Here is a 22,128-nt window from a genome sequence, read left to right on the forward strand (position 1 = left end):
GTCCTGAAAGCTATTAAAACAGAATCTTAGGATTCTGTTTTTTTGTTATAGTATTGATTGTTTTGTACGCGCAGCGAAAATAAAAAATGCAGTTTCCTTCACAAGAAGAACGACAACAGGCAAAACCAGCACGCCAAGCCACGAAAAAAATAATCGATGCCTTGTTTGGATTTCAACATAGTGCAGAGACGATAGCAGCACTTTTGGTTTTGCTGAGTATTTTATTGGCAACGTTTTTTAACCATGATGGGTGGTTTCCAACTTCTCAAAGCCCCAATATGAGCAATTATCATCGTTGGTTGTATGATCAATTTGTGATAGTTTCAGGTGTGATAGTGCTTGTTGTTTATTTTAGGGTACAGCAGCAAGCAAGTGATCCCCATTTTCGGCAGGCTTGGCGAGACTATATCGATGCCAATACTAAATTTAAGTTTTATCGCTATGTAAAAGCACAACAAAAAAATAAGTTACCGTTCTTGCACAGTGCAGTAGGTGAATTTCTTTGCGTAATGTGTTTCTGCGTAGGTTTAGTGTGTTTCTATTCAATGCTTACACCTTCAGATCATGAGCGTAGAGGTAGTTTTCTACTGTTTGGTTGGTGGCCGATCAACGCACTTATTATTGGGATTTGCTATCAGGGGCAAATTTGGTTTGCTGTACGTTTAATGGCTGTTCGGCAGATTTCTAAACGATATTTACGATTGATTCAAAAAGAAGCTGCTTTAAGATAGAAAAAGTATTGAAAAAGTCGAAATTGACCTAATGTAGTCCTAATAAACCGAATTAAATTGAGAACTCATTTTTATGTTATTTCATTTACCTAAACTACCTGCCGAAATTCGGATTAGTCATTTGAATGCGCGAATTAATGAACAACGAAAAAAAATTGCGCAAACCACGGCATCTAAACTCGAGCTATTACAACTTTCACAACAAATGGCACGTGAAGCGCGCGCCCGTAAAAAGAACAATCAAAAAATTTATGTGTTGGATTTTAAAGGTGATACTGCTGCGTCTGCTGTAGAGCAATTGCGTGAAGAAATCACCCTAATTTTGGCAACGGCCAAAGCTGGACGTGACCGTGTTGTGGTACGTTTGGAAAGTCCAGGCGGTATGGTGCATGGTTATGGGCTTGCAGCTGCACAATTGGTACGTTTGCGTGATGCAGGTTTCCATCTCACGATTTGCGTCGATAAAGTCGCAGCAAGTGGTGGCTATATGATGGCATGTATTGGTTCAGAAATTGTGTCAGCGCCATTTGCGATTTTGGGTTCTATTGGCGTAGTGGCACAAGTGCCTAACTTTAATCGCTTGCTCAAAGAAAAAAATATAGATTTTGAGATGTACACAGCAGGTCAATACAAACGCACTGTGACCATGTTTGGTGAAAATACCGAAGAAGGCAAGGCTAAGTTTGAAGAAGAATTGCAACAAACTCATGTACTATTTAAACACTTTGTTGAAAAATACCGTCCACAACTGAATGTTGAAAAAGTGGCAACAGGTGAGCATTGGTATGGTCAGGATGCACTGGATTTAAACTTGGTAGATAAGTTACAAACCTCAGATGAATACTTACTAAGTTTGTTGCCACAGCATGATATTTATGTGATTCAAACCCGTAAAAAGCCAACTTTGGGTGAAAAACTGGGTTTGCAAGCTGCACAAATGGCAGACAGTTTGATTCCTGCAGTGATGAATAAACTGGTTGATAGCCTAAGCAAAGCCAACAGCAGTTTGTTGCAAATCCGTGATCCTAAACTGTAATAGTGATGATCTAACTTCTAAAATTTATCTAAAAATTGCGCTCAATTGAGCGCAATTTTTTTATTCACTTTTATTCAAAAATATAGGGTCTTTGATTTAAGCATCTTAATTTTCAATTCAGCTTGATGTTATATCTTTGTGATAAGAACAAAACCACCTTGATAGATTGAATATGCAAACAAATAGTGTGCCCGCGAAGCAATCAACATCTACAGATTTAATGATTCGCTTTTTGCATGTGGTGATGCTGCTAAGTTTTACAGGGGCTTACTTAACAGGTGATGCGGAAGAATGGCATCAGTTACATATGGCTTTTGGCTATACGTTGGGGATTAGTTTAGCTTTACGAATCGTATGGCAGGTGTTGAGTATGTTGAACAGCACACAGCCGACAGGAATTTCTAAACGTTTAGGCATGATTCAACAATTTGTAAAACGCGATTGGAAACAGCCACAGCAGTTTTTTTCATTACCGTTTTTAAAGTCAGGCAGTTCCAGTGCGTTTCAATTCAGTATTTTGTTGATTTGGTTGGCATTGCCTTTAACTGTGTTGGTTGGATTTTTCACCGATTATACCCAAAGTCATACTTTAAAAGAGCTACATGAATTTGCAGCAAATTTATTCTTGGCTGCAGTATTGGTGCATTTAGCGAGCCTAACTTTAAGCAGCGTATTGTTTAAAAAATGGCTTGCCAAAACCATGTTTTGGGGGTCGGGTAAACCTGCAGTATTAACGGTGTTGATCTGGATGATTTCAGTCGCAAGTTTAGCTGGCTTCTGGTGGTGGTATTGGCAATAAATTTGGATTTAGTACGAAAGAGGCATCCTGTTAGGGTTTCTTGATCAAGTAGAAGCATCCCATCAGCATTGCTCCTATCGTTGCTAAAAGCATATCCATGTGTGCATCCCAAATATCACCTTGCTGACCATTATAATTTTCAGCATCTTCTGGCGATAAGCCAAGCGCAATGAGCCATTCCACCCATTCATAAATTAAACTGCTTGCCATGATAAATTGAATGACCAAAAGATATAAAACGATAGGTTTGTTTTTTGGAAACCAGACTTCAAACAAGCGCAATAAAACAGGATAGAGCAAAATACCATAAGCCAAATGCACAAAACGGTCATACATATTGCGTGACCAACCCATGCTCTGATCTAAATTGAAGCCAAAGCTGTGCAAAATCCAATCATTATAGGGCACATAAGAATACAGATAATGTGCTCCGACAATATGAATCAGTAAAAATATTAAATACAGCACAAAGCTAGAAAAACTCAGTCCTACTTTTTTAAACGCAATCAATAAAGCCGCGAGCATAAAAACTGTGCCTGCCTGATGCAGTAGATACGATTCAAATTCCAGTGGTTGAATACTGGCAGCAAGCATGGCGAGTATAACCAAGCCTAAAGCACAGTAATGTTGAATGCGGAATTGATTTTGCATGTGATGTTTAAGTTGGAAGATTTGTTTTATTCTAATAAAAATGCGAAGCCGAAGCTTCGCATTTTTGTATTGTGATGAATGCTTTTACAAATTAGATTTTAGCAATTAAATCTTGAATTTGTTTTGCTTGTTCAGCTGCATTACCTGTGTAAGTTGCAGGCGTCATTGTCGCTAAACGTGCGCGATCTGCTGCAGGAACGCCTTCCAACTCATTACCATTCACGAAATCTACCATCATGTCACGTGTCATAGCTTGACCACGTGTAAGAGCTTTTAATTTTTCGTATGGTTTTTCGATGTTATAACGACGCATCACAGTTTGAATTGGCTCAGCCAATACTTCTTGAGCATTGTCTAAATCTTCAAGAATACGTTGTGCGTTCAATTCAAGTTTGCCAATACCTTTAGAGCAAGCTTCAAATGCGATCAAGCTTTGTGCAAAACCAACACCCATATTACGTAATACAGTCGAGTCAGTTAAGTCACGTTGCCAGCGGGAAATTGGTAATTTTTCGCCCAAGTGAGCCAAGACTGCATTGGCAATACCCAAGTTACCTTCAGAGTTTTCAAAGTCAATTGGGTTTACTTTGTGTGGCATGGTTGAAGAACCAACTTCACCCTCTTTAAGCTTTTGCTTGAAGAAACCAAGTGAGATGTAGCCCCAAACGTCACGGTTGAAGTCGATTAGAATGGTGTTGAAACGACGTAGCGCATCAAACAATTCTGCCATATAGTCGTGTGGCTCAATTTGAGTCGTGTATGGGTTAAAGCTTAAACCTAAAGATTCTACAAATGCTTGAGAATGTGCAGGCCAGTTGATTTCTGGGTATGCAGAAAGGTGAGCGTTGTAGTTACCTACTGCACCATTGATTTTGCCCAAAAGCTCAACTTGCTTGAACTGTTTGATTTGACGTGCAAGACGATATGCCACGTTTGCCATTTCTTTACCCAAAGTTGTTGGGCTTGCAGTTTGACCGTGAGTACGTGACAACATTGGTTGATCTGCGTGTTTTTCTGCCAATGCAACAATCGAATCAATGATTTGCTGCATCGCTGCAACCAATACTTCACGACCATTTTTAAGCATTAAAGCATGTGACAAGTTGTTGATGTCTTCTGAAGTACAAGCAAAGTGAATGAACTCACCTGCATTTTTTAACTCATCAATGTTGGCAATTTTTTCTTTTAAGAAATATTCAACTGCTTTTACGTCATGGTTGGTGGTGCGTTCAATTTCTTTAATGCGGTTGGCATCATCTTCAGAGAAATCTGCAACAATTGCATCTAATGCAGCATTCGTTGCAGCACTGAAAGCAGGTACTTCGGTAATTTCAGGACGATTGGCAAGCGCTTGTAACCAACGCACTTCAACAGTCACACGAGCATGGATTAAACCAAACTCAGAGAGGAAAGGGCGGAGAGCATCACATTTGCTTGCATAGCGCCCATCTAATGGAGAAAGTGCGGTTAAAGCGTTCATATCGATTCCTTAAACTTTGGAATTAAACCTAAAACAAAAGCGTGTTCAGCATAGTTTAAACCACCTGATACTGTAAACGCGCCAGATCTTGAATATCACGTAATAATTTACGTTTGCTAAATACCATGCCCCATGAACTGCCACCAAGTTGACGCCAAAGGTGTGCCATTTGTAAGCCTGTAAAAAGCGAAGCTCGAATTCGGTTGGTATGTGCAGAATCCTTAAATGCTTCTGCATTGCCACGTACCATAATGCGCGGGTTAATTTGTCCCGCAGTATCGACATAGGTTTGGGCTAAATTGGCAATAATACTGGGATGCAAATAGTTATGATCAAAAAATGAAAGTTGTTTTAAGATTTTTTGCTGTGACTGCTCAATAATTTCGACGTATTTAGGATTGCTATACACTTTCTTTTCTAATTGTAAGAGTGCCATCGCATACGACATGGGTAGTTTGGTATTGGATAGTTTAGGTAAACGCGATTTAGGAGCAGTATTAAAAGGTTGGTTGATGCTGCTTTCTAGCGTTTTTAAACCCAAAGAAATATCGGCCAAATGATTAAAAAAATCCAAAGTTTGCGAACTGTGATTGCTACTCGGACGGATATTTAAACTGGCTTTAATTAATTGCTCAAAATAAAAGTTACCGCTTTCACCAATACTTTGTCTGCCTGTGAGTGCAGTCATGTGCGTGAGCTGGGTGGCTTGAAACACACCCGCTAACGCCAAGGCACGATTTTGGCGAACATTCAGAGTTGGTGACTGTTGAAACGGTAACTCTGTCATCCAAAACAATCCTTAAATAAAATCGGGTTTAGGTGCATTGGTATGGTGAATCACACCACCGCCTAAACACATTTCGCCTGAATAGAATACGACACTTTGACCAGGAGTGACTGCACGTTGTGGTTCATCAAATTCCACACGTACACCGCCAGGCATGCTGTCATCATTGAAAATTACACAGTCCTGATCATCTTGGCGATAGCGAGTGCGACAAGTACAACGGAAGCCTGACGCAGGAATTTCTTGTTCACCTGCCACCCAATCAATTGCTTCGCTCCATAAAATAGTGCTTTGCATGAGTGGATGTTCATGACCTTGACCAATCACTAAACGATTGTTTTCAATATCTTTATGCAGGACAAACCATGCACCTTCAGCAACACCTTTTAAGCCGCCAATACCAATCCCGCCACGCTGACCGAGCGTATAGTACATTAAGCCGTGATGTTCACCAACCTCTTTGCCATCGTCTAAAACAATTTTTCCAGCTTGAGCAGGCAAATATTGTTTTAAGAAATCATTAAAGCGACGTTCACCAATAAAGCAAATCCCTGTCGAGTCTTTTTTCTTGGCAGTGACTAAATCTAGTTCTTCGGCAATTTTTCGGACTTGCGGCTTTTCAATTTCGCCCACAGGGAACAAGGTTTTATTGATTTCACGACCATGCACTGCATGTAAGAAATAGGTTTGATCTTTATTTTTATCTAAACCACGTAACAGTGGAGCGTATGCTTCACCTTTGGAGTTGTACTGCGTTCCACCACGACGAGCGTAGTGACCTGTGGCGATAAAATCTGCACCTAAATTCATGGCGTGATCTAAAAAGGCACGGAACTTAATTTCTTTATTGCATAAAATATCTGGGTTTGGCGTGCGTCCTGCGGCATATTCGGCAAGAAAATGCTCAAAAACCCGATCCCAATATTCCATCGCAAAGTTGGCTGTATGCAACTTAATGCCTAGCTTGTCGCACACCGCTTGCGCATCGGCAAGATCTTCCATCGCGGTGCAATATTCAGTGCCGTCATCTTCTTCCCAGTTTTTCATGAAAAGCCCTTCAACTTGATAACCTTGTTGAAGTAGAAGTGCAGCAGAAACAGATGAATCTACACCACCTGACATACCGACGATGACACGTTGTTGCATAGGATTAGGCATCCAAACTAGAAATAAGGGGAGAATTTTGGTGCTCGTAAATGAGCGATAAAGGATAAGATTGACCACTGAGCGCATCTTGAACCGCTTTCAGTACCAACGGACTTCGGGCACGTGCTGATTCAGCCAGTTCGTCTGCAGACATCCATACTGTACCAATAATATCGGGATCGAGCTGGGCTTGCGCATCATGTTGCAGCGATTCGGCTAGAAAGCAGAAGCGATAATAGGTGCGGTCAGGAAACATAGGCGGAGTATAGCTATAAATACCGAGTAAGGCATTAATTTTCACCCGATGCCCAGTTTCTTCCATGGTTTCACGTATTGCTGCTTCAATTAAGCTTTCGCCAGCTTCAACATGCCCTGCAGGCTGATTAAACACGCTATGCGTCACACCTTCTGTATGTTCTTCAACAAACAGGAATTTTCCGTTTTTTTCGATAACGGTGGCGACAGTAACGTGAGCAGTCCAAGCGGTCATTGAAAAGCACCATGGGGTAAAACGCATATTCTACAAAATTTAGGGGGATGTGGCTATGTTGAAAGGGGATTTCTTTAAAACTGTAAATGTAGGTTTGTGTAGTTGTGGGAAGATGTGAGGGGTACTTTGTTCTTTGATTCATTTGGTGATGCTGGATGTGATCTCATTTGCGCTAGGTGTTGTTGCCAAAGTCAAAGCTATTGCACAAATAGAAAAAGAGGCAGATATTGACCGTAAAGCTTTGTATAAAACTCTAAGTCAAGATTCAGCCTCTCGATTTGATAAGATTAATCATGTCATTCATACACTGAGTTTAAAATTAACGGTGCAGAACGTGTAATCCCTCAAATTACAACAATCAAAAAGAACTTTGAGGGGGGGATTATTGATAATTCCCCGCCACTTTTACATAGTGTCGTGCAGAATAAGGCAAAAACTCTTTTTCCTTGTCGGTTAAAGGACGAACTTTTTGCACAGGGCTACCCACGTACAAATAGCCACTTTCCAAACGCTTACGCGGTGGCACTAAAGACCCTGCGCCAATCATTACATCATCTTCAATAATGACATCATCCAAAACAATTGTGTTGATGCCCAATAACACCCGATTGCCAATGGTGCAGCCGTGTAAGGTCACACCATGTCCAACTGTGACATCTTCGCCAATAATCAGCGGTGAACCTTCAGGTTTGTCGGCTTTTTTATGGCTAACATGCAGCATGGCATGATCTTGCACATTGGAATTTTGACCAATCCGAATATGGTTAACATCACCACGAATCACGGCAAATGGCCAAACCGATACATTTGCGGCCAAATGCACATCACCAATCACCACCGACAATTCATCTACATAACAGCTTGCGTCAATTTTTGGGGTTTGCTCTAAATAAGCACGCACATTTTTTTTCATAATGGACAAATCTTTAGCTTATAAATTTAGGATTGAGGACAGTATAAAATAAAAAAGCACACATGCGGGCATGTGTGCTTTGCGCTTTAGTCTAAGCTTATGAATCTTAGAATAAGTTGCTAAAGAATTGTTTGATATGGTCTAGCATACGTGCAAAGAAACCCGCTTCTTCCACTTCCTGCAACGCCACCAATGGTTTTTCAGCAATCACTTTACCATCTAAGGTTGCGACATATTTACCAATCACTTGACCTTTTTTCAAAGGAGCAGTCAATTTAGGTTGAACCACCAATTGAGTTTTAATTTGGTTGGCTTTGCCTTTTGGCATGGTCACGTTAAAGTTTTCTGGCAAACCAATTTGTGCTTCTTTGCTTTTACCGTACCATACTTTTGCTTTAGCTAAGACTTGGTTGGCAGGCTGTACACGTACAGTTTCGTAGTTTGCATAACCCCAAGCTAACAATTCACGAGTTTGAGTTGCACGAGCTTGCATGGTTGGCGCACCAAAAATCACCGAAATTAAACGCATTGGGCCACGTTTAGATGAAGTGGTTAAGCAGTAACCCGCTTCGTTGGTATGACCTGTTTTTAAACCATCCACGCTTGGGTCGGTATATAACAGGGCATTACGGTTGCCTTGTTTAATTCCATTAAAAGAAAACTCTTTTTCAGAATAAATTGGGTAGTATTTTGAGCTGTCATGGATGATGTGCTGCGCTAAAGTCGCCATATCTTTTGCGGTAGAAAAGTGACCTTCAGCAGGCATACCCGTAGAGTTCATAAACTGGGTATTGCTCATGCCAATACGTTTGGCTTCTTCATTCATCATGTGAACGAATGTGCCTTCATTACCTGCAATGTGCTCTGCCATGGCTTTAGATGCATCGTTGCCCGATTGCACGATAATTCCGCGTAGCATTTCAAGTACGGTTGCTGTGCCATTTAAAGGAACATACATACATGATTCTGTGCTGCTGCCACGACACCATGCAGACTCATTCATGCGGACTTGTTCATCTTCCGTGAGTTCGCCTTTTAATAACTTTTGTTCAATGATGAAACTAGTCATCATTTTGGTCATTGAGGCAGGGGCGAGTTTTTCGTTTTCATTTTTTGAAGCTAAAATTTGTCCCGTCTCATAATCCATCAAAACGTATGATTTGTTATTGAGTTCTGGTGGTGTAGCTAAGACAGTTGCTGCATAAGAAAAGCTTGGTAATAGTAATAATGCAGCAAGGGCGCTTTTTGGGGTCATTCTAAGAGGTTCCAATACTTGAGGTATGCACAAAAGAGCTAGCATTTTAGGGCAAAGCTCAGCCGACTTCTATGGGAGAAATCGGCTTATTGATAAAAGTATTGTAACCAAATTGTATTATCTGCTATATGCTGTCAATTCTTGGCAAATTGCTTGGTTTTTGGCTGTTCCAGCAGCTTTGGCATCGGCACGGGCTTCTTTTAAAATTGGCTGGAAGCTTTTTTGTTTGCTGAGTTTACTTAAGGCAGTAACAGCGTCTTTTTCTTTAAGCATATATTCTTGGGCAAGTTTTGTATAACCCTGATGAAATTGATCTTGTTCTTTGACTAGTGAAGGGCAAACTTCAGATAACACATAAATAGCGGCTAATTCTTGCTGAGTCACTTGTTGTAATGGCGTCACTTCAATATTTTCTTCTTGCGCAATTGCGGCTTGACTTAAACCCAAACTGAGCGCAACTGCGCCAAAAAAATGAACTGCACGTGAATTTTTTAAGCCAGAAAATTGCATATCAAGTACCTTAAATATTGTTTGAACTGAATCTACCGATTCATTTAAGTGCTTATAAGATGAATCATTTATTTGCGAATTGAAAGAGTGAAAATGTATTAAAGCTGTGTGATCTGAGCGCAAATCATGTATAAAAAGTGAAGATTAAAGTCTGAAATTTGAAAATCAGTGGCTTGATATAAAGCGTAAAATAATAGTGGAAAAATACCAGATATAAAAACTAAGCATAAAATTTAAGGCAAACTTTGAAAGTTTGCCTTAAAGGGTGAGTATGCAAAATTATTTACAGGCTCAAAATAGTATTTAAATCATGTGATTTAAAGTGCTAATTCTAAAGCTTCCTGACACACTACTTTTTGCTCTTCTTTGGCTGTATCTTTTGCTGCTTCACGCGCTTCAGCTAAAACGGATTGATATTCTGCGTCGGCTTGTAGTTTGGCAAGCGTCATGTTCGATTCTGAATAATCTTGTAGATAAGTTTGAATCAGTGCTTGAATATTGGCATCTAATTTTGCATTTTTTCCAATCAGTGCAGGGCACATTTCAGTCATGACTTGTGCCGCTGCAACATCTTCTTTCACAATCGTATTGGCTTCTGCTGCAGTCAAATCTTCTGCAATTACAGACTGCGTTAATACAGCAGCAAAACCTAGACCCAATAAACGACGAAATGACAAAGCTAAAATCATGAGAATCACATATATTTTTGGATGGATGTTAAGCGCTAAATATATATAATCTTTTGTATATTTCAATGAAATGTGCTGATCAGTCATTTTGTTGTCGTGTGCTTATTAAATGTGCTTAGGCATGAATCAGGCACAAACAAGTTTAAGATTGAACCGACGTTGCTATATTTTAGTATATAACCTTTATATTTGTTTTATCTGAGATTTTTCTGTGAATATTTTGATAGCCAATGATGATGGCGTGTTTGCACCTGGTATCCAAGCTTTGGCGAAAGCCTTAAAACCTTTGGGTCGCGTGGTGATTGTTGCACCCGAAAGTGAACGCAGTGGTTTTTCGAGTGCGCTGACTTTAGACCGACCATTACGTCCTGTGCAAATTGCTGAAGATGTCTGGGCAGTGAATGGTACACCTGCAGACTGTGTCTATTTGTCGATGAATGGATTGTTCGATTTCGAATTTGATTTGGTGGTCAGCGGCATTAACAGCGGTGCAAATCTAGGGGATGATGTACTGTACTCAGGCACAGTCGGTGCGGCATTTGAAGGACGTTTGATGAAACAGCCTGCGATTGCGGTATCACTTGCAGGGCATAATGTACGTGCTTATCAGCATCCGCAAGATTATATGCAGGCAGCGCAGTGGGTACATGACTTTATTGCTCAAGGTTTACCAAGTTTACCTGCACGACATATTTTTAATGTGAATATTCCAGATGTGCCAGTGTTGCAGGGCACAAAAATTACCTATCAAGGACAGCGTACCCAATCTAAGCCAATTACTAGTCAGGTCGATCCACGAGGGCGTCAAGTGTATTGGATTGGTTTGTCGGGCGAGGCAGTGGCTGCACCGAAAAAAGGCTTAACTGAAATTGAGTCTGATTTTTTTGCGGTAGCAAATGGCTATGTCAGCGTGACACCAATTCAGATGGATGCCACCAATTATGACGTTTTGCAATCATTGCACAGTCAATTTTCCCAAATTGGCTAACTAATGTTATAACTTTGTGAAAAAGTAGCTTGTAAGCCTCATTACAAGGACTTTTTTGCTACTCTTAGCGCAATAGAAAATATTTAGAATTTGTAGAGAGGAAAGAATGCCTGTGGTGTTTCAGTATCGTTTATTTAGCACACCAACAGCATTGTTGAAAACCTTAGTGTTATCAAGTGCTGTTGTGGCTACCGTCGTGTTGAGTGGTTGTGCCTCTAAACCTCAAGTGAATAATTCTGCGCGTTATGCAACAGCGCCGAATTTTTATACTGTGCGTTCGGGTGATACTTTAAGTGGTATCGCTGCACGTTATGGTTTGAGCTATCTCAGCATTGCAGAAATGAATGATATTGCACCGCCGTATCGTATTTATGTCGGGCAGTCGATTCGTTTGAAAGCGGGCAATGCACCACGTACAACAAGCACTCGCCCTGTAACACAGGCTGCACCAATTCAACGTCAAACAGTCACATTACCAACGACACCTGTGACACCTGCACCGGTAACATCGACTACAACCACGACCACTAGCTCAACCACACCAAGTACACCTGTGCGTAGCAGCACATTGCGCTGGGTGAAACCATCACAAGGTGCTGTGATTGCACAGTTTAATTTGGCAAGTAATATCAAAGGAATTCGTTACGGTGGCAATGTGGGCGATCCAATTTATGCCGCAGCAGATGGGCAGGTGGTTTATGCTGCAGATGGATTAAAAGAATATGGGAACTTGATTTTAATCAAGCACATTGATGGTTATATCACCGCCTATGCACATAACAGTAAGATGAATGTGAGCAGTGGTCAAAATGTCACAGCGGGTCAAAAGATTGCTGAAATGGGTTCTTCTGGTGCAACACGTACCATGTTGGAGTTTCAGGTACGTCTAGATGGCAAGCCAATCAATCCAACTAATGTTTTACCAATAAATTAAATATCACGAATACAAAGCATAAATTTCACCGTATAATACAATAAGTTGCTTTTATCGATAGATGAGGGCAACGATTATAATTTCAGAGGGAATTTATGTTAGATCAACTTCGAGCAATGGGTGTATTTGCTTGTGTTGTTGAAAAAAGCTCGTTTAGCGGTGCAGCACGTGATTTAGGGATCACCACCAGCGCCGTCAGTCAGCAAATCCGTTCACTAGAACAAGATATGGAAGTCACGCTTCTGCATCGTTCTACTAGAAAACTGAGTTTGACTGAAGCAGGACAAGCTTTTTTCCACAGTTGTCAAGAAATGCTCGCCGCTGCTGAGCGTGGTAAAATACGCATTAATGAGTTAAGAGATGATTTGGTCGGTGATTTAAGAATTGCCACCACTCCAGAATTAGCCGCGAACCATGTGATTCCCGCACTTTCTCATTGGCTGTCTGCCCATCGTGGCTTGTCTGTACATCTAGAAACCGACAATCAATACATTGACCTGATTGATGGTCGTATTGATATTGCGCTGCGTATGAGTCCAATAATTGAAGATCAAAACCAGCATGTGATTCCTATTGCACTTATTGACCAAGTTTTAGTCGCATCACCTAGTTATTTAAATCAAACCGCGCCCATTTCACGTCCTGAAGATTTAAAACATCACGAGTTAATTCCATTAACCATTATGAAGAATTTTCAGCAACTCAATTTTAAGCATATCAGCACTGCTGAAAATGTGGATGTAGAGTTGGGCTCGCGTCTATCGACCAATAATGTGTTGGTGTCTAAATCTTTGTGTATGCAAGGGCATGGGCTTGCGCGAATTTTGCATTTGGATATTCAAAAAGATTTGCTTAATGGCAGTTTGGTTGAAATTTTGCCTGAGTGGAAATTACCCGCATTTACCTTGTATGCAATCATTTCCAAACATGAGCAACAACCGATGAAAGTACATCGTTGTTTGGAAGCCTTAAAACAATATTTTTCTCAATTGCCGGGTGGGCGAGTGTTTCAAGAAGCATCTTAATTGAATGTTGATAATATACTGATCGACCATTTAGTTAGCAAAAAGCCGCAGTTCAAACTGCGGCTTTTTGTTAGGGATTTATTTAAGCCAAGAATTTTTTAATCATTGCTACAAGGCGTTCAATCAATTGATCTGCCTGGGCTTGAGTAATATTTAATGTTGGCAATAAACGCACTACAGAACCTGCAGTTACGTTAATAATCATTTTGTATTCATCGCGGGCAAGATCGACCAACTCTGCACATGGTTTTGGTAATTCAATACCAATCATCAAGCCAAAACCACGCACGCTTACATTTTGGTCTGCGAGTTGTTGACGCAATTGTTCCACAATGTAGCCACCCATTTTTGCTGCATTTTCTACCAAGTTTTCTTTCTGGATGGTGTCAATAACAGTGTAAACCACGCGTGAACCTAACGCAGTACCACTGTAGGTTGAGCCATGATTACCAGCAGTAAGAACGCCCACACCACGACCTTGAGTCATGACTGCACCAATTGGGAAGCCATTGCCCAAACCTTTCGCTGTAGTCAATACATCAGGCACAATATTGGTGTGCTGATAAGCAAAGAATTTACCTGTACGACCATTTCCTGTTTGTACTTCATCCAGCATCATCAGCCAGTTGTGTTGATTACAAATACGGCGGATGTCTTCTAGGTAGCTAAAGCCTTGTGGTGCAGTATTCACACCGCCTTCACCCTGAATCGGCTCGACTAAAATAGCTACAATATCAGGATACTGAATCGCAGCTTCTTCAATGGCTTCGACATCACCAAAAGGCACACGAATAAAGCCTTCAACCAAAGGTGCAAAACCTTCCTGAACTTTTTTATTGCCAGTTGCAGACAGGGTAGCCAAAGTACGACCGTGGAAAGAGTGATCTGCAACAATAATTTTAGGATTGGCTACGCCTTGCATATGACCGAATTTACGTGCAATTTTAATTGCACCTTCGTTAGACTCTGCGCCACTGTTTGAAAAAAACACTTCTTCCATGCCAGCAACTTGCGCCAATTTTTGTGCAGCAGCAGTCTGCCACGGCACTTCAAACAAGTTACTGGTGTGAATTAAGGTAGCCGCCTGATCTGCAATGGCTTCGGTAATTGCAGGGTGTGCGTGACCTAAACCACATACGGCAATGCCTGTAAGTGCATCTAAATATTCTGTGCCATCTTCAGTATAAAGATAAGAACCTCGACCGCGGACAAAGCTGATCGGCTGACGGCCAAATACAGGCATCAAATGTGATGGTTGATCAGTTTGCACAGGAGCAAGGGTAATGTTATTCATGACTAACTCTTATCTGTTAGGTTGGAGGGAAAAACTTATATAAGCAAAATCTACTGCAGATGAAAAGCCTAATTGTAAATAAAATTGGATTTATTGCTTTAGACGTACTGTTTTGCTCGGTTTTGGGTATAATGCCACACAGATGAGTTGAGGATTTACCAATGACTGAACAAGTACGCGATACCGAAGCGTTAATTCGTGAACAAATTGCTAAACATGCTGTTCTTCTTTACATGAAAGGCACACCACAATTTCCACAATGCGGTTTTTCTGCGCGCGCAGTAGAAGCACTCAGTCAAATTGGTCGTCCTTTTGCTTATGTGAATATTTTAGAAAATCAGGATATTCGTACCACTTTGCCAAAAATTGCCAACTGGCCAACTTTCCCACAATTGTGGATTAACAGTGAGTTGATTGGTGGTAGCGATATTATGTTGGATATGTTCCAGAAAGGTGAGTTAAAGCCTTTAGTTGAGCAATACAGCCCAGCACCTGAAGCTTAACGTATTGGACTTGGGTCACACTAGACCAAAGTCATCCATACAAAAAGTTGATATAAAAAAAGCGCCTTGGCGCTTTTTTATATCTAGAATTAACTTGAATAGCTGACTCGAATTACTGCGTTTAGTTTACCGCAGGGCTTTCAGTTGCAAGTTCAACTATTTCAGCCGATTCGGTAGTGACTTCATCAGAAGTTGCCGCATCAGATGGTTCAGCCGATTTCTGTTTTTTCTTGGCTTTTTGCGCTTTGTCCTTTTTCTCTGAGTCCTTTTTGTCCTTTTCTTTCTTGGACTTTTTCTTTTTCTTCGGCTCTTCTTCAATTTCGGCACCATCTTCAATGGCTTGCCAATACTCAAGTTGTTCCATCACTGCAGCGTAAATTGAACCTTTACTGTAACGTCCTTTTTTAGTGAGTTTACCCACAGGACGTGCCATTAAAATTTCTAAGGCCTGATCAATGGTATCAATGGCGTGAATGTGGAATTGACCTTGTTCTACGGCTTCAATCACGTCTTTACGTAACATGAGGTGCTGCATATTTTGACGCGGAATAATCACGCCTTGCTTGCCAGTTAAACCTTGCAGTTTGCAGGCATCAAAGAAACCTTCAATTTTTGCATTCACGCCACCAATTGGCTGTACTTGACCAAGTTGGTTCATGGAGCCTGTAATGGCCCAAGATTGGTCAATAGGTAGTTGGCTGATTGCAGAAATCAAAGCAGAAAGCTCTGCCACTGTTGCACTGTCACCATCAACCTGACCATAACTTTGCTCAAAGGCAAGGGCAGCAGAAAAATGTAAAATTTGCTCACGGCCAAAATGTGCTTTGAGGAAACTGGCCATCAACAACACGCCTTTGGCATGTAAAGAACCGCCAAGTTCAACACTGCGTTCAATATCTAAAATATCGCCGCCGCCTTGATAGACTGAGGCGGTTAAGCGCGAAGGTAAGCCAAACTCGACATCGGCATAGTGAATGACCGACAGGGCATTAATTTGCCCTAAACGATGTCCGCGAGTTTCTATTAACTGCGTACCGCGTGATAAATCTTGCCAGTACAGTTCTCTTAAATAGCCTAAGCGATATTTGCGATGATCCAGTGCGGTATTGATATGCTGTTCGGAAACCGTTTTATCGCCCGCCTGTGCCGCATGGTGATGCGATTCACGAATTAAATCCCCCAAGGTGAGGGCATGTAAGGAGAGGGAGCTTTGATCTTCAGCTTGACGGCTTGAGTCAGTAAGTAAAGCTGCCAAAGCAGAACGGTCAAATGGTAATAATTTGTCAGATTGCACATAGTCGGCAATCAGCTGCATATATGCCTGCTCGTTTTCGTCATTACGTTGTAATGTATCGGTAAAGTCGGCACGGATTTTAAACACGCTGCCAAGTTCGGGTTCTAGCTCTAAAATTTCATAATAAATTTCAGGCTCTGCCAGTAAAATCACTTTAATATTTAGTGGAATGGCTTGTGGTTCAATTGAAATGCTGCCTGTTAAAGTTAGCATGTGTTCCAAAGATGAAAGTTTCAATTGCCCCGATTTTAAAGCGCGTTTCAGTCCTTGCCATGCATAAGGCTGTTCCAGTAACTGCTCTGCTTCGAGCATCAAAAAGCCGCCATTGGCTTTATGTAAGCTACCTGCACGAATTAAGGTGAAGTCAGTGGTAATGGTGCCGTTTTGCGTGAGTTGTTCTACATGCCCCAATAAATTGTAATGGGTTGGAAAATCTTCAAAAATAACAGGTACACCGCTGTTGGGTTTGTGCGTCACAATAATATTGGCTTGGTAGCGCGCAGGAATACGGCTAAAGGTGCCAGGACGGAAATCATCTTCTTCCTGTTCTAAAACAAACTCGACATTATTAATAATATCTTCGGCATAGTATTGTAAATATTCAGTCAAACCTTCGACACTAGGATATTTATTTTGAATAATATCAATGCGTGGCATTACCACTTGTTTGGCAATATCACGGTTCAGGTCTTGTACTTTGTCACGTGCGTCATCTTCTAAATCGCCTAAATGCAAACCCAAACGCTCCAGTTTTTTATTCATATAACGAATATTGGACGCAATTTCTGCACGGGTTTTGCTGTCCAAGGCGTTAATATCTTCCTTAGACATTTCCTGCATTTTGTCATTTTTCAGATGCACGGGTACAAAGCAATGTTCATCTTCCTGCGCAATCAGTTTTAAATCGAGTTCTTCACCTTCACTGGTCAGCTCAATTAAGGCTTGTTGCTGTTCATCACCCGCTTGCTGACGAATCATTTCAATGCGGTTGTGATAGGTTTCTGCGGTAAAGCGACGTTCGAGTTGCTTTAAAATAGTTTGCCAAGTTTGATGTAACAAACTTTGAAATTTAGGCGCTTGACCTGCAGGCAGTTGCAAGGCAATCGGTTGGCGCGGGTGTTTGAAATTATTGACATAAACCCAGTCATTCGGTGTGGGCATGCTCTTGGCATGTTGCTGCAGCAAACGCTTGACCATGGTACGTTTGCCCAATCCCGCCGTACCCACTGCAAAAATATTGTAGCCAGAATATGGCAGGGAAATACCTGCTTCCACCGAAGCGCGTGCCCGATCTTGTCCTAAAAAATTATTCAGCGGTTTAATGCGTCGGGTCGAAGCGGGAATGTTATCGTAATTTGGAATATGGGTTAGTTGTGTTGCTTTGAGTCGTGTATTTTCTAAAGTCGTTTGTATTTCGCTTTGTTCAAAGGCAGAGCTGAGAAGCGGTTGTTGTTCATCTTGCGCTGCTGTTGTTGTGTTGGTTGTCATTGATGGGGTGATTTGATCAAGTCTTTGGGTCACTGTAGAAATCCAAAACGAAATATTGCAGTTAGAAGTTTAAAGGTATACAGGTTTAAGCGGAAAATTCAAGCTAAGCCGTAATTTTTACTACAAAATGACAAGGCTGTTGTGGATAATTTCATAAATACTGTTGAAACAGAAGCTATTCCGCGATTGAATAACAACAATTTGACTTGATAGAAAATAATAATCGAATGACCACACAACAGACTGGGCAAACTTCAGCACAAAATACAGGGTGGAAAGCAGCATTTACGGCATTTTTAGACCGTCGTGCGCTGATCATGCTGTTTTTGGGCTTCTCTGCAGGTATTCCAATTTTACTGATTTTTTCCAGTCTATCTTTGTGGTTGGGCGAAGCAGGCATTGACAAAAGTGCGGTCACTTTCTTTAGTTGGGCTGCCTTGGGTTATTCCTTTAAATTTGTCTGGGCACCATTAATTGATGAATTACCCGTACCCTATTTAACCAAAAAACTGGGGCGACGTCGGGCATGGCTGCTCATCGCCCAATGTTTAATTGTTTGTGCAATTGCGGTGATGGCATTTTCTGACCCAGCTTTGGGACAGGCGCATTTATATCAAATGGCATTGGGTGCAGTATTACTGGGCTTTTCTGCAGCCACGCAAGATATTGTGATTGATGCTTACCGTATCGAACTGGCTGAAACTCAAATGCAAACCGTGTTGGCATCGACCTATAACGCGGGCTATCGCATTGGGATGATTGTCGCAGGGGCAGGTGCTTTATTTTTGGCAGCCTCGTTAGGTACAGCCAAAGGCAACTATATTTATAGTGCATGGAAAATTACCTATTTGGCGATGGCTGCGGTGATGCTGATTGGCATTATCACGACTTTGGTGATTCGTGAGCCGCAAGTGAATCGGGTCAGCAAGCATTATCAACGACGCGACTATTTTCGTCTGGTTACGGTGTTTTTTGTTGCGGTATTCAGTTTTGTATTGTGCTACGTCTTTTCGGGTAATTTTACCGAAGCCTTAAAACAACAATTCCAACTCAAAGATGCATTTTTATTATTTTCTATAGAAGCTTTACGTTTTATTGCATCGGGTGCGGCTGCTGTAGGCATGGGCACAATTTTGGTCAAATTGGGCGCAGTCAATAAACAGATGGCATTTGAAACATGGGTGCATCCTGTTGCAGATTTCTTTAAACGCTACGGCATGAAACTGGCACTGGTGTTATTACTCTTGATTGGTTTTTATCGAGTTTCAGACATTATTGCAGGTGTAATTTCCAATGTGTTCTATCAGGATTTGAACTTTAGCAAAGAACAAATTGCCGAAGCGGTTAAGGTTTATGGGGTCATTTTCAGTTTAGTGGGTGGCTTCTTGGGCGGTTTACTGGCACAGCGTATGAACATTATGAAATTAATGTTTGTTGGCGCGGTGTTGGCATCATCCACCAATCTTATTTTTATTGGTCTGGTGAAGTCAGGACAGCAACTGAGCGATGTGCAAGTTTCTGTGGGGCAGCAACAATATCAAACCCAGGCCGATGAAGTTGGATATTGGAAAGTGGCTGTGCCTAGTCAGGTTTTAGCAACACAGGATGAAATTCAGGTACGTGCGCAATACCAAACGGGCGATACGCCGTCACGTTTAGTGTCGATGCCGTATTTGCACCAAACTGAGATTGAAACTGCACAACTCCAGTTTTTACCACTGACTTCGGATAATCGTATTAGCGAAAATGAAGCCAGCAACAGTATTGTCGTACGTGGGCAATATGCAGGGCCTGCCTTAACCGAACAGCAAAAAATTGTACTGCAGCTAGATGGTCAAAATTTTGATGCAAAACTAGATGCACAAGGAATTTTTACGGCAGCGATTGCAGGGCAGCTTTTGGCAGACTCACCAAGTAAACAACTGCAAGCCGTATTATTAAATGGACAGCAAACAGTACAACAACACAGCCAAACCTATCAGGTCGATTTAAACACACATGAAGGCAATGCTTTGGATGTAGATATACAACCTTTGCCGATCGTTCAATCATCTTCAAACAATATGGTTGAAATTCAGGGCAAGGTGATTAAGCCATATAGCACAGCATGGTTATATTTTGCGATTATTGTCGATAACTTGGCTTCAGGTTTAGCGGGCGCGGCTTTTATCGCATTTTTATCCAGTTTAACCAGTGTGTCATTTACTGCTGTGCAATATGCAATTTTTAGCTCACTCATGACCTTGACTCCTAAGATTTTAGGTGGTTATTCAGGTACTATAGTGACCAATATTGGTTATCCAAACTTTTTCCTCATGACCACATTAATTGGAATCCCTATTTTAATTTTAGTGGTGTGGGTGGCGAAATTGTTACGTGACCATCAACACATACAAGCAAAACCGATTGAACAAAAGGATGAATGACATGCGCATGCTGCATACCATGTTACGTGTAGGTAATTTAGAGCAATCATTAAAATTTTATACAGAAGTTTTAGGCATGACTTTGCTGCGTAAGCGTGATTATGAAGAAGGTCGTTTTACCCTTGCTTTTGTAGGCTATGGCGATGAAGAAAATCACACCGTTTTGGAGTTGACGCATAACTGGGATACAGACAGCTATGATTTGGGCAATGGTTATGGTCATATTGCAATTGCGGTAGACGATGCCTACAAAGCATGTGAAGAAATTAAAGCGCGCGGCGGCAATGTGGTACGTGAAGCAGGGCCAATGAAAGGTGGTGTAACTGTCATTGCTTTTGTTGAAGACCCAGATGGTTATAAAGTTGAATTGATTCAGCAAGATCAGAACGCACGTAATAACTAAGTCTTCATCAGTGAAGCAGTAAAAACCAAACCTTTATGGCGCAATAAACTGAATGTTGTTCAGTATTCATTTTGAAAATATTGAACATCGCCTGAAAATGCTCGCTTTTTGAATATTGCTCAGTAATATACCTTTATCGAAAGGTAAAAATTGCTGGGCTTTTTTGCAACAGTAAAAGAATATACAGGATGTGTTTATGTTGAAGTTATTGGCATTGGATCGCTTTACCATTCTTTTGTTTGTGATGGTCATCCTCGCCAGTGTCGTGCCTGTGTCAGGGCAAGCAGCCGAAGTTTTTAGTGTGATTACGACAGTTGCCATTGCAATCTTATTCTTTTTGCATGGGGCGAAATTATCACGTGAAGCTGTCATTCAGGGCATGATGCATTGGAAATTGCATGCGTTGGTATTTACTTTTACCTTTGCGTTATTCCCAATTTTAGGTTTGCTGGCAAAGCCAATTCTAGTGCCAATGCTCGGGCAGGAGCTGTATTGGGGCTTTTTGTTCATGTGCTTTTTGCCTTCAACCGTGCAATCTTCAATTGCCTTTACGTCAGTGGCAAAAGGCAATGTTGCCAGCGCAGTCTGCAGTGCGTCATTCTCTAATTTAATTGGGATGTTTATTACCCCAGTTTTAGTAGGCATCTTTATTTTAGGGCAGTCTGAACACGGTTTTGACCCGACAAATTCGATTATTCAAATTACTTTATTGTTATTGGTGCCATTTATTTTGGGGCAGTTATTACGTCCTTATGTTTTTCCTCAGATGTTGAAATTACCAAAGCTGGTCAAGGTATTTGATCAGGGTTCGATTTTGATGGTGGTTTATGGTGCATTTAGTGGGGCAGTGGTAGCAGGATTGTGGCATCAAGTTAGTGGTATGACTTTATTGCTGTTGATTATTGCTTGTTCCGTGTTATTGACCCTTGTGATGTGGTTGGCGTGGGTTGTGCCGCAATGGTTGGGTTTTGCACGTGAAGACCAAATTGCCGCATTTTTTTGTAGCTCCAAAAAAACCTTAGCCAGTGGTGTACCGATGGCGCAAATTTTATTTATTGGGCAGCCGTTGGGGATGATTGTTTTACCGATCATGATTTTCCATCAAATTCAGTTGATGGTGTGCGGTGTGATAGCCAATTATCTCGAAAAGCAGCCCGATTCGACTGAACCTCAGGAATTAAATTCCTAAGAATAATTAGCTTTAAAATATTTTATTCCGTATAATATTGCCCAACTTGTTGTGCTTAGCTCTGACGGTATCCGTCTCGGTGGGCCAAAAGAATGGT

General features: G+C 41.2%; 22 protein-coding genes. 11 read left to right on the forward strand and 11 right to left on the reverse strand.

Annotated features, from left to right (window positions below; genetic code table 11):
- The first annotated feature begins 86 nt into the window (after nt 1-86).
- From J4G44_RS07080 to J4G44_RS07090, 3 genes are all read left to right on the forward strand, one after another.
- Complete coding sequence (locus J4G44_RS07080; protein ID WP_180051599.1) at nt 87-731, forward strand: hypothetical protein; 645 nt, start codon at nt 87-89, stop codon at nt 729-731.
- A 73-nt stretch (nt 732-804) separates the two neighbouring features.
- The gene (gene sohB / locus J4G44_RS07085; protein WP_004971667.1) at nt 805-1,767 is read left to right on the forward strand and encodes a protease SohB; all 963 of its coding nucleotides are present in this window, start codon (nt 805-807) and stop codon (nt 1,765-1,767) included.
- Between the two features lie 172 nt (nt 1,768-1,939).
- Nucleotides 1,940-2,566 carry a cytochrome b/b6 domain-containing protein gene (locus tag J4G44_RS07090; RefSeq protein WP_004971665.1) on the forward strand — a complete coding sequence of 209 codons (627 nt, stop codon included), beginning with the start codon at nt 1,940-1,942 and terminating at the stop codon, nt 2,564-2,566.
- Between the two features lie 30 nt (nt 2,567-2,596).
- On the opposite strand, the gene J4G44_RS07095 is transcribed toward J4G44_RS07090, so the two are convergent.
- The 5 genes from J4G44_RS07095 to J4G44_RS07115 form a co-directional block, all read right to left on the reverse strand.
- The gene (locus tag J4G44_RS07095) at nt 2,597-3,217 is read right to left on the reverse strand and encodes a DUF2238 domain-containing protein (RefSeq protein WP_004971662.1); all 621 of its coding nucleotides are present in this window, start codon (nt 3,215-3,217) and stop codon (nt 2,597-2,599) included.
- Nucleotides 3,218-3,308: 91 nt separating this feature from the next.
- Nucleotides 3,309-4,697, reverse strand: a complete 1,389-nt coding sequence (gene purB / locus J4G44_RS07100; RefSeq protein WP_019837658.1) for an adenylosuccinate lyase — start codon at nt 4,695-4,697, stop codon at nt 3,309-3,311.
- A gap of 55 nt (nt 4,698-4,752) precedes the next feature.
- On the reverse strand, nt 4,753-5,484 hold the full coding sequence (hflD, locus tag J4G44_RS07105) for a high frequency lysogenization protein HflD (RefSeq protein ID WP_004971659.1): 732 nt from the start codon (nt 5,482-5,484) through the stop codon (nt 4,753-4,755).
- Nucleotides 5,485-5,496: 12 nt separating this feature from the next.
- Nucleotides 5,497-6,630 carry a tRNA 2-thiouridine(34) synthase MnmA gene (mnmA, locus tag J4G44_RS07110; protein ID WP_096901081.1) on the reverse strand — a complete coding sequence of 378 codons (1,134 nt, stop codon included), beginning with the start codon at nt 6,628-6,630 and terminating at the stop codon, nt 5,497-5,499.
- Between the two features lie 4 nt (nt 6,631-6,634).
- A complete protein-coding gene (locus J4G44_RS07115) occupies nt 6,635-7,120 on the reverse strand; it encodes an NUDIX hydrolase (RefSeq protein WP_096901080.1) in 486 nt (161 codons plus the stop codon).
- A gap of 133 nt (nt 7,121-7,253) precedes the next feature.
- On the opposite strand from J4G44_RS07115, the gene J4G44_RS07120 reads away from it, so the two are divergent.
- Complete coding sequence (locus tag J4G44_RS07120; protein WP_104851773.1) at nt 7,254-7,460, forward strand: helix-turn-helix domain-containing transcriptional regulator; 207 nt, start codon at nt 7,254-7,256, stop codon at nt 7,458-7,460.
- A gap of 42 nt (nt 7,461-7,502) precedes the next feature.
- Here J4G44_RS07120 and J4G44_RS07125 read toward each other — a convergent pair whose 3' ends face one another.
- From J4G44_RS07125 to J4G44_RS07140, 4 genes are all read right to left on the reverse strand, one after another.
- Nucleotides 7,503-8,033 carry a gamma carbonic anhydrase family protein gene (locus J4G44_RS07125; protein ID WP_004971648.1) on the reverse strand — a complete coding sequence of 177 codons (531 nt, stop codon included), beginning with the start codon at nt 8,031-8,033 and terminating at the stop codon, nt 7,503-7,505.
- Nucleotides 8,034-8,139: 106 nt separating this feature from the next.
- Complete coding sequence (gene dacC, locus J4G44_RS07130) at nt 8,140-9,288, reverse strand: D-alanyl-D-alanine carboxypeptidase PBP5/6 (protein ID WP_004971646.1); 1,149 nt, start codon at nt 9,286-9,288, stop codon at nt 8,140-8,142.
- Nucleotides 9,289-9,405: 117 nt separating this feature from the next.
- Nucleotides 9,406-9,798 (reverse strand): MCR_0457 family protein, encoded by a 393-nt coding sequence (locus tag J4G44_RS07135; protein WP_207973543.1) that lies wholly within the window; start codon nt 9,796-9,798, stop codon nt 9,406-9,408.
- 317 nt (nt 9,799-10,115) lie between these two features.
- Nucleotides 10,116-10,487, reverse strand: coding sequence for an MCR_0457 family protein (locus J4G44_RS07140; RefSeq protein ID WP_026438310.1), 372 nt, complete (start codon nt 10,485-10,487; stop codon nt 10,116-10,118).
- 211 nt (nt 10,488-10,698) lie between these two features.
- On the opposite strand from J4G44_RS07140, the gene surE reads away from it, so the two are divergent.
- The 3 genes from surE (at nt 10,699) to J4G44_RS07155 (ending at nt 13,434) form a co-directional block, all read left to right on the forward strand.
- Nucleotides 10,699-11,475: a 5'/3'-nucleotidase SurE gene (gene surE / locus J4G44_RS07145; protein ID WP_096901077.1), complete on the forward strand. Its 777-nt coding sequence runs from the start codon at nt 10,699-10,701 to the stop codon at nt 11,473-11,475.
- 106 nt (nt 11,476-11,581) lie between these two features.
- Nucleotides 11,582-12,409, forward strand: coding sequence for a peptidoglycan DD-metalloendopeptidase family protein (locus J4G44_RS07150; RefSeq protein WP_096901076.1), 828 nt, complete (start codon nt 11,582-11,584; stop codon nt 12,407-12,409).
- A 95-nt stretch (nt 12,410-12,504) separates the two neighbouring features.
- On the forward strand, nt 12,505-13,434 hold the full coding sequence (locus J4G44_RS07155) for a LysR family transcriptional regulator (RefSeq protein ID WP_131261144.1): 930 nt from the start codon (nt 12,505-12,507) through the stop codon (nt 13,432-13,434).
- Between the two features lie 82 nt (nt 13,435-13,516).
- Here J4G44_RS07155 and J4G44_RS07160 read toward each other — a convergent pair whose 3' ends face one another.
- Nucleotides 13,517-14,728 carry an aspartate aminotransferase family protein gene (locus J4G44_RS07160; RefSeq protein ID WP_207973544.1) on the reverse strand — a complete coding sequence of 404 codons (1,212 nt, stop codon included), beginning with the start codon at nt 14,726-14,728 and terminating at the stop codon, nt 13,517-13,519.
- Nucleotides 14,729-14,889: 161 nt separating this feature from the next.
- On the opposite strand from J4G44_RS07160, the gene grxD reads away from it, so the two are divergent.
- Nucleotides 14,890-15,231, forward strand: coding sequence for a Grx4 family monothiol glutaredoxin (grxD, locus tag J4G44_RS07165; protein WP_207973545.1), 342 nt, complete (start codon nt 14,890-14,892; stop codon nt 15,229-15,231).
- A 121-nt stretch (nt 15,232-15,352) separates the two neighbouring features.
- Here grxD and J4G44_RS07170 read toward each other — a convergent pair whose 3' ends face one another.
- On the reverse strand, nt 15,353-18,046 hold the full coding sequence (locus J4G44_RS07170) for a Lon protease family protein (protein ID WP_179988345.1): 2,694 nt from the start codon (nt 18,044-18,046) through the stop codon (nt 15,353-15,355).
- Between the two features lie 194 nt (nt 18,047-18,240).
- Here J4G44_RS07170 and J4G44_RS07175 point away from each other — a divergent pair, with 194 nt between their 5' ends.
- The 3 genes from J4G44_RS07175 to J4G44_RS07185 all read left to right on the forward strand — a co-directional run bounded on the left by J4G44_RS07175 (nt 18,241) and on the right by J4G44_RS07185 (nt 22,031).
- On the forward strand, nt 18,241-20,439 hold the full coding sequence (locus J4G44_RS07175; protein WP_096901072.1) for an AmpG family muropeptide MFS transporter: 2,199 nt from the start codon (nt 18,241-18,243) through the stop codon (nt 20,437-20,439).
- A 1-nt stretch (nt 20,440) separates the two neighbouring features.
- Nucleotides 20,441-20,842: a lactoylglutathione lyase gene (gene gloA / locus J4G44_RS07180; protein ID WP_004971627.1), complete on the forward strand. Its 402-nt coding sequence runs from the start codon at nt 20,441-20,443 to the stop codon at nt 20,840-20,842.
- A 190-nt stretch (nt 20,843-21,032) separates the two neighbouring features.
- Nucleotides 21,033-22,031 carry a bile acid:sodium symporter family protein gene (locus J4G44_RS07185; protein ID WP_171062555.1) on the forward strand — a complete coding sequence of 333 codons (999 nt, stop codon included), beginning with the start codon at nt 21,033-21,035 and terminating at the stop codon, nt 22,029-22,031.
- Nucleotides 22,032-22,128: the final 97 nt, after the last annotated feature.

Origin of the sequence: Acinetobacter towneri (assembly GCF_017498585.1) — a bacterium.
Taxonomy (GTDB): Bacteria; Pseudomonadota; Gammaproteobacteria; order Pseudomonadales; family Moraxellaceae; genus Acinetobacter; species Acinetobacter towneri.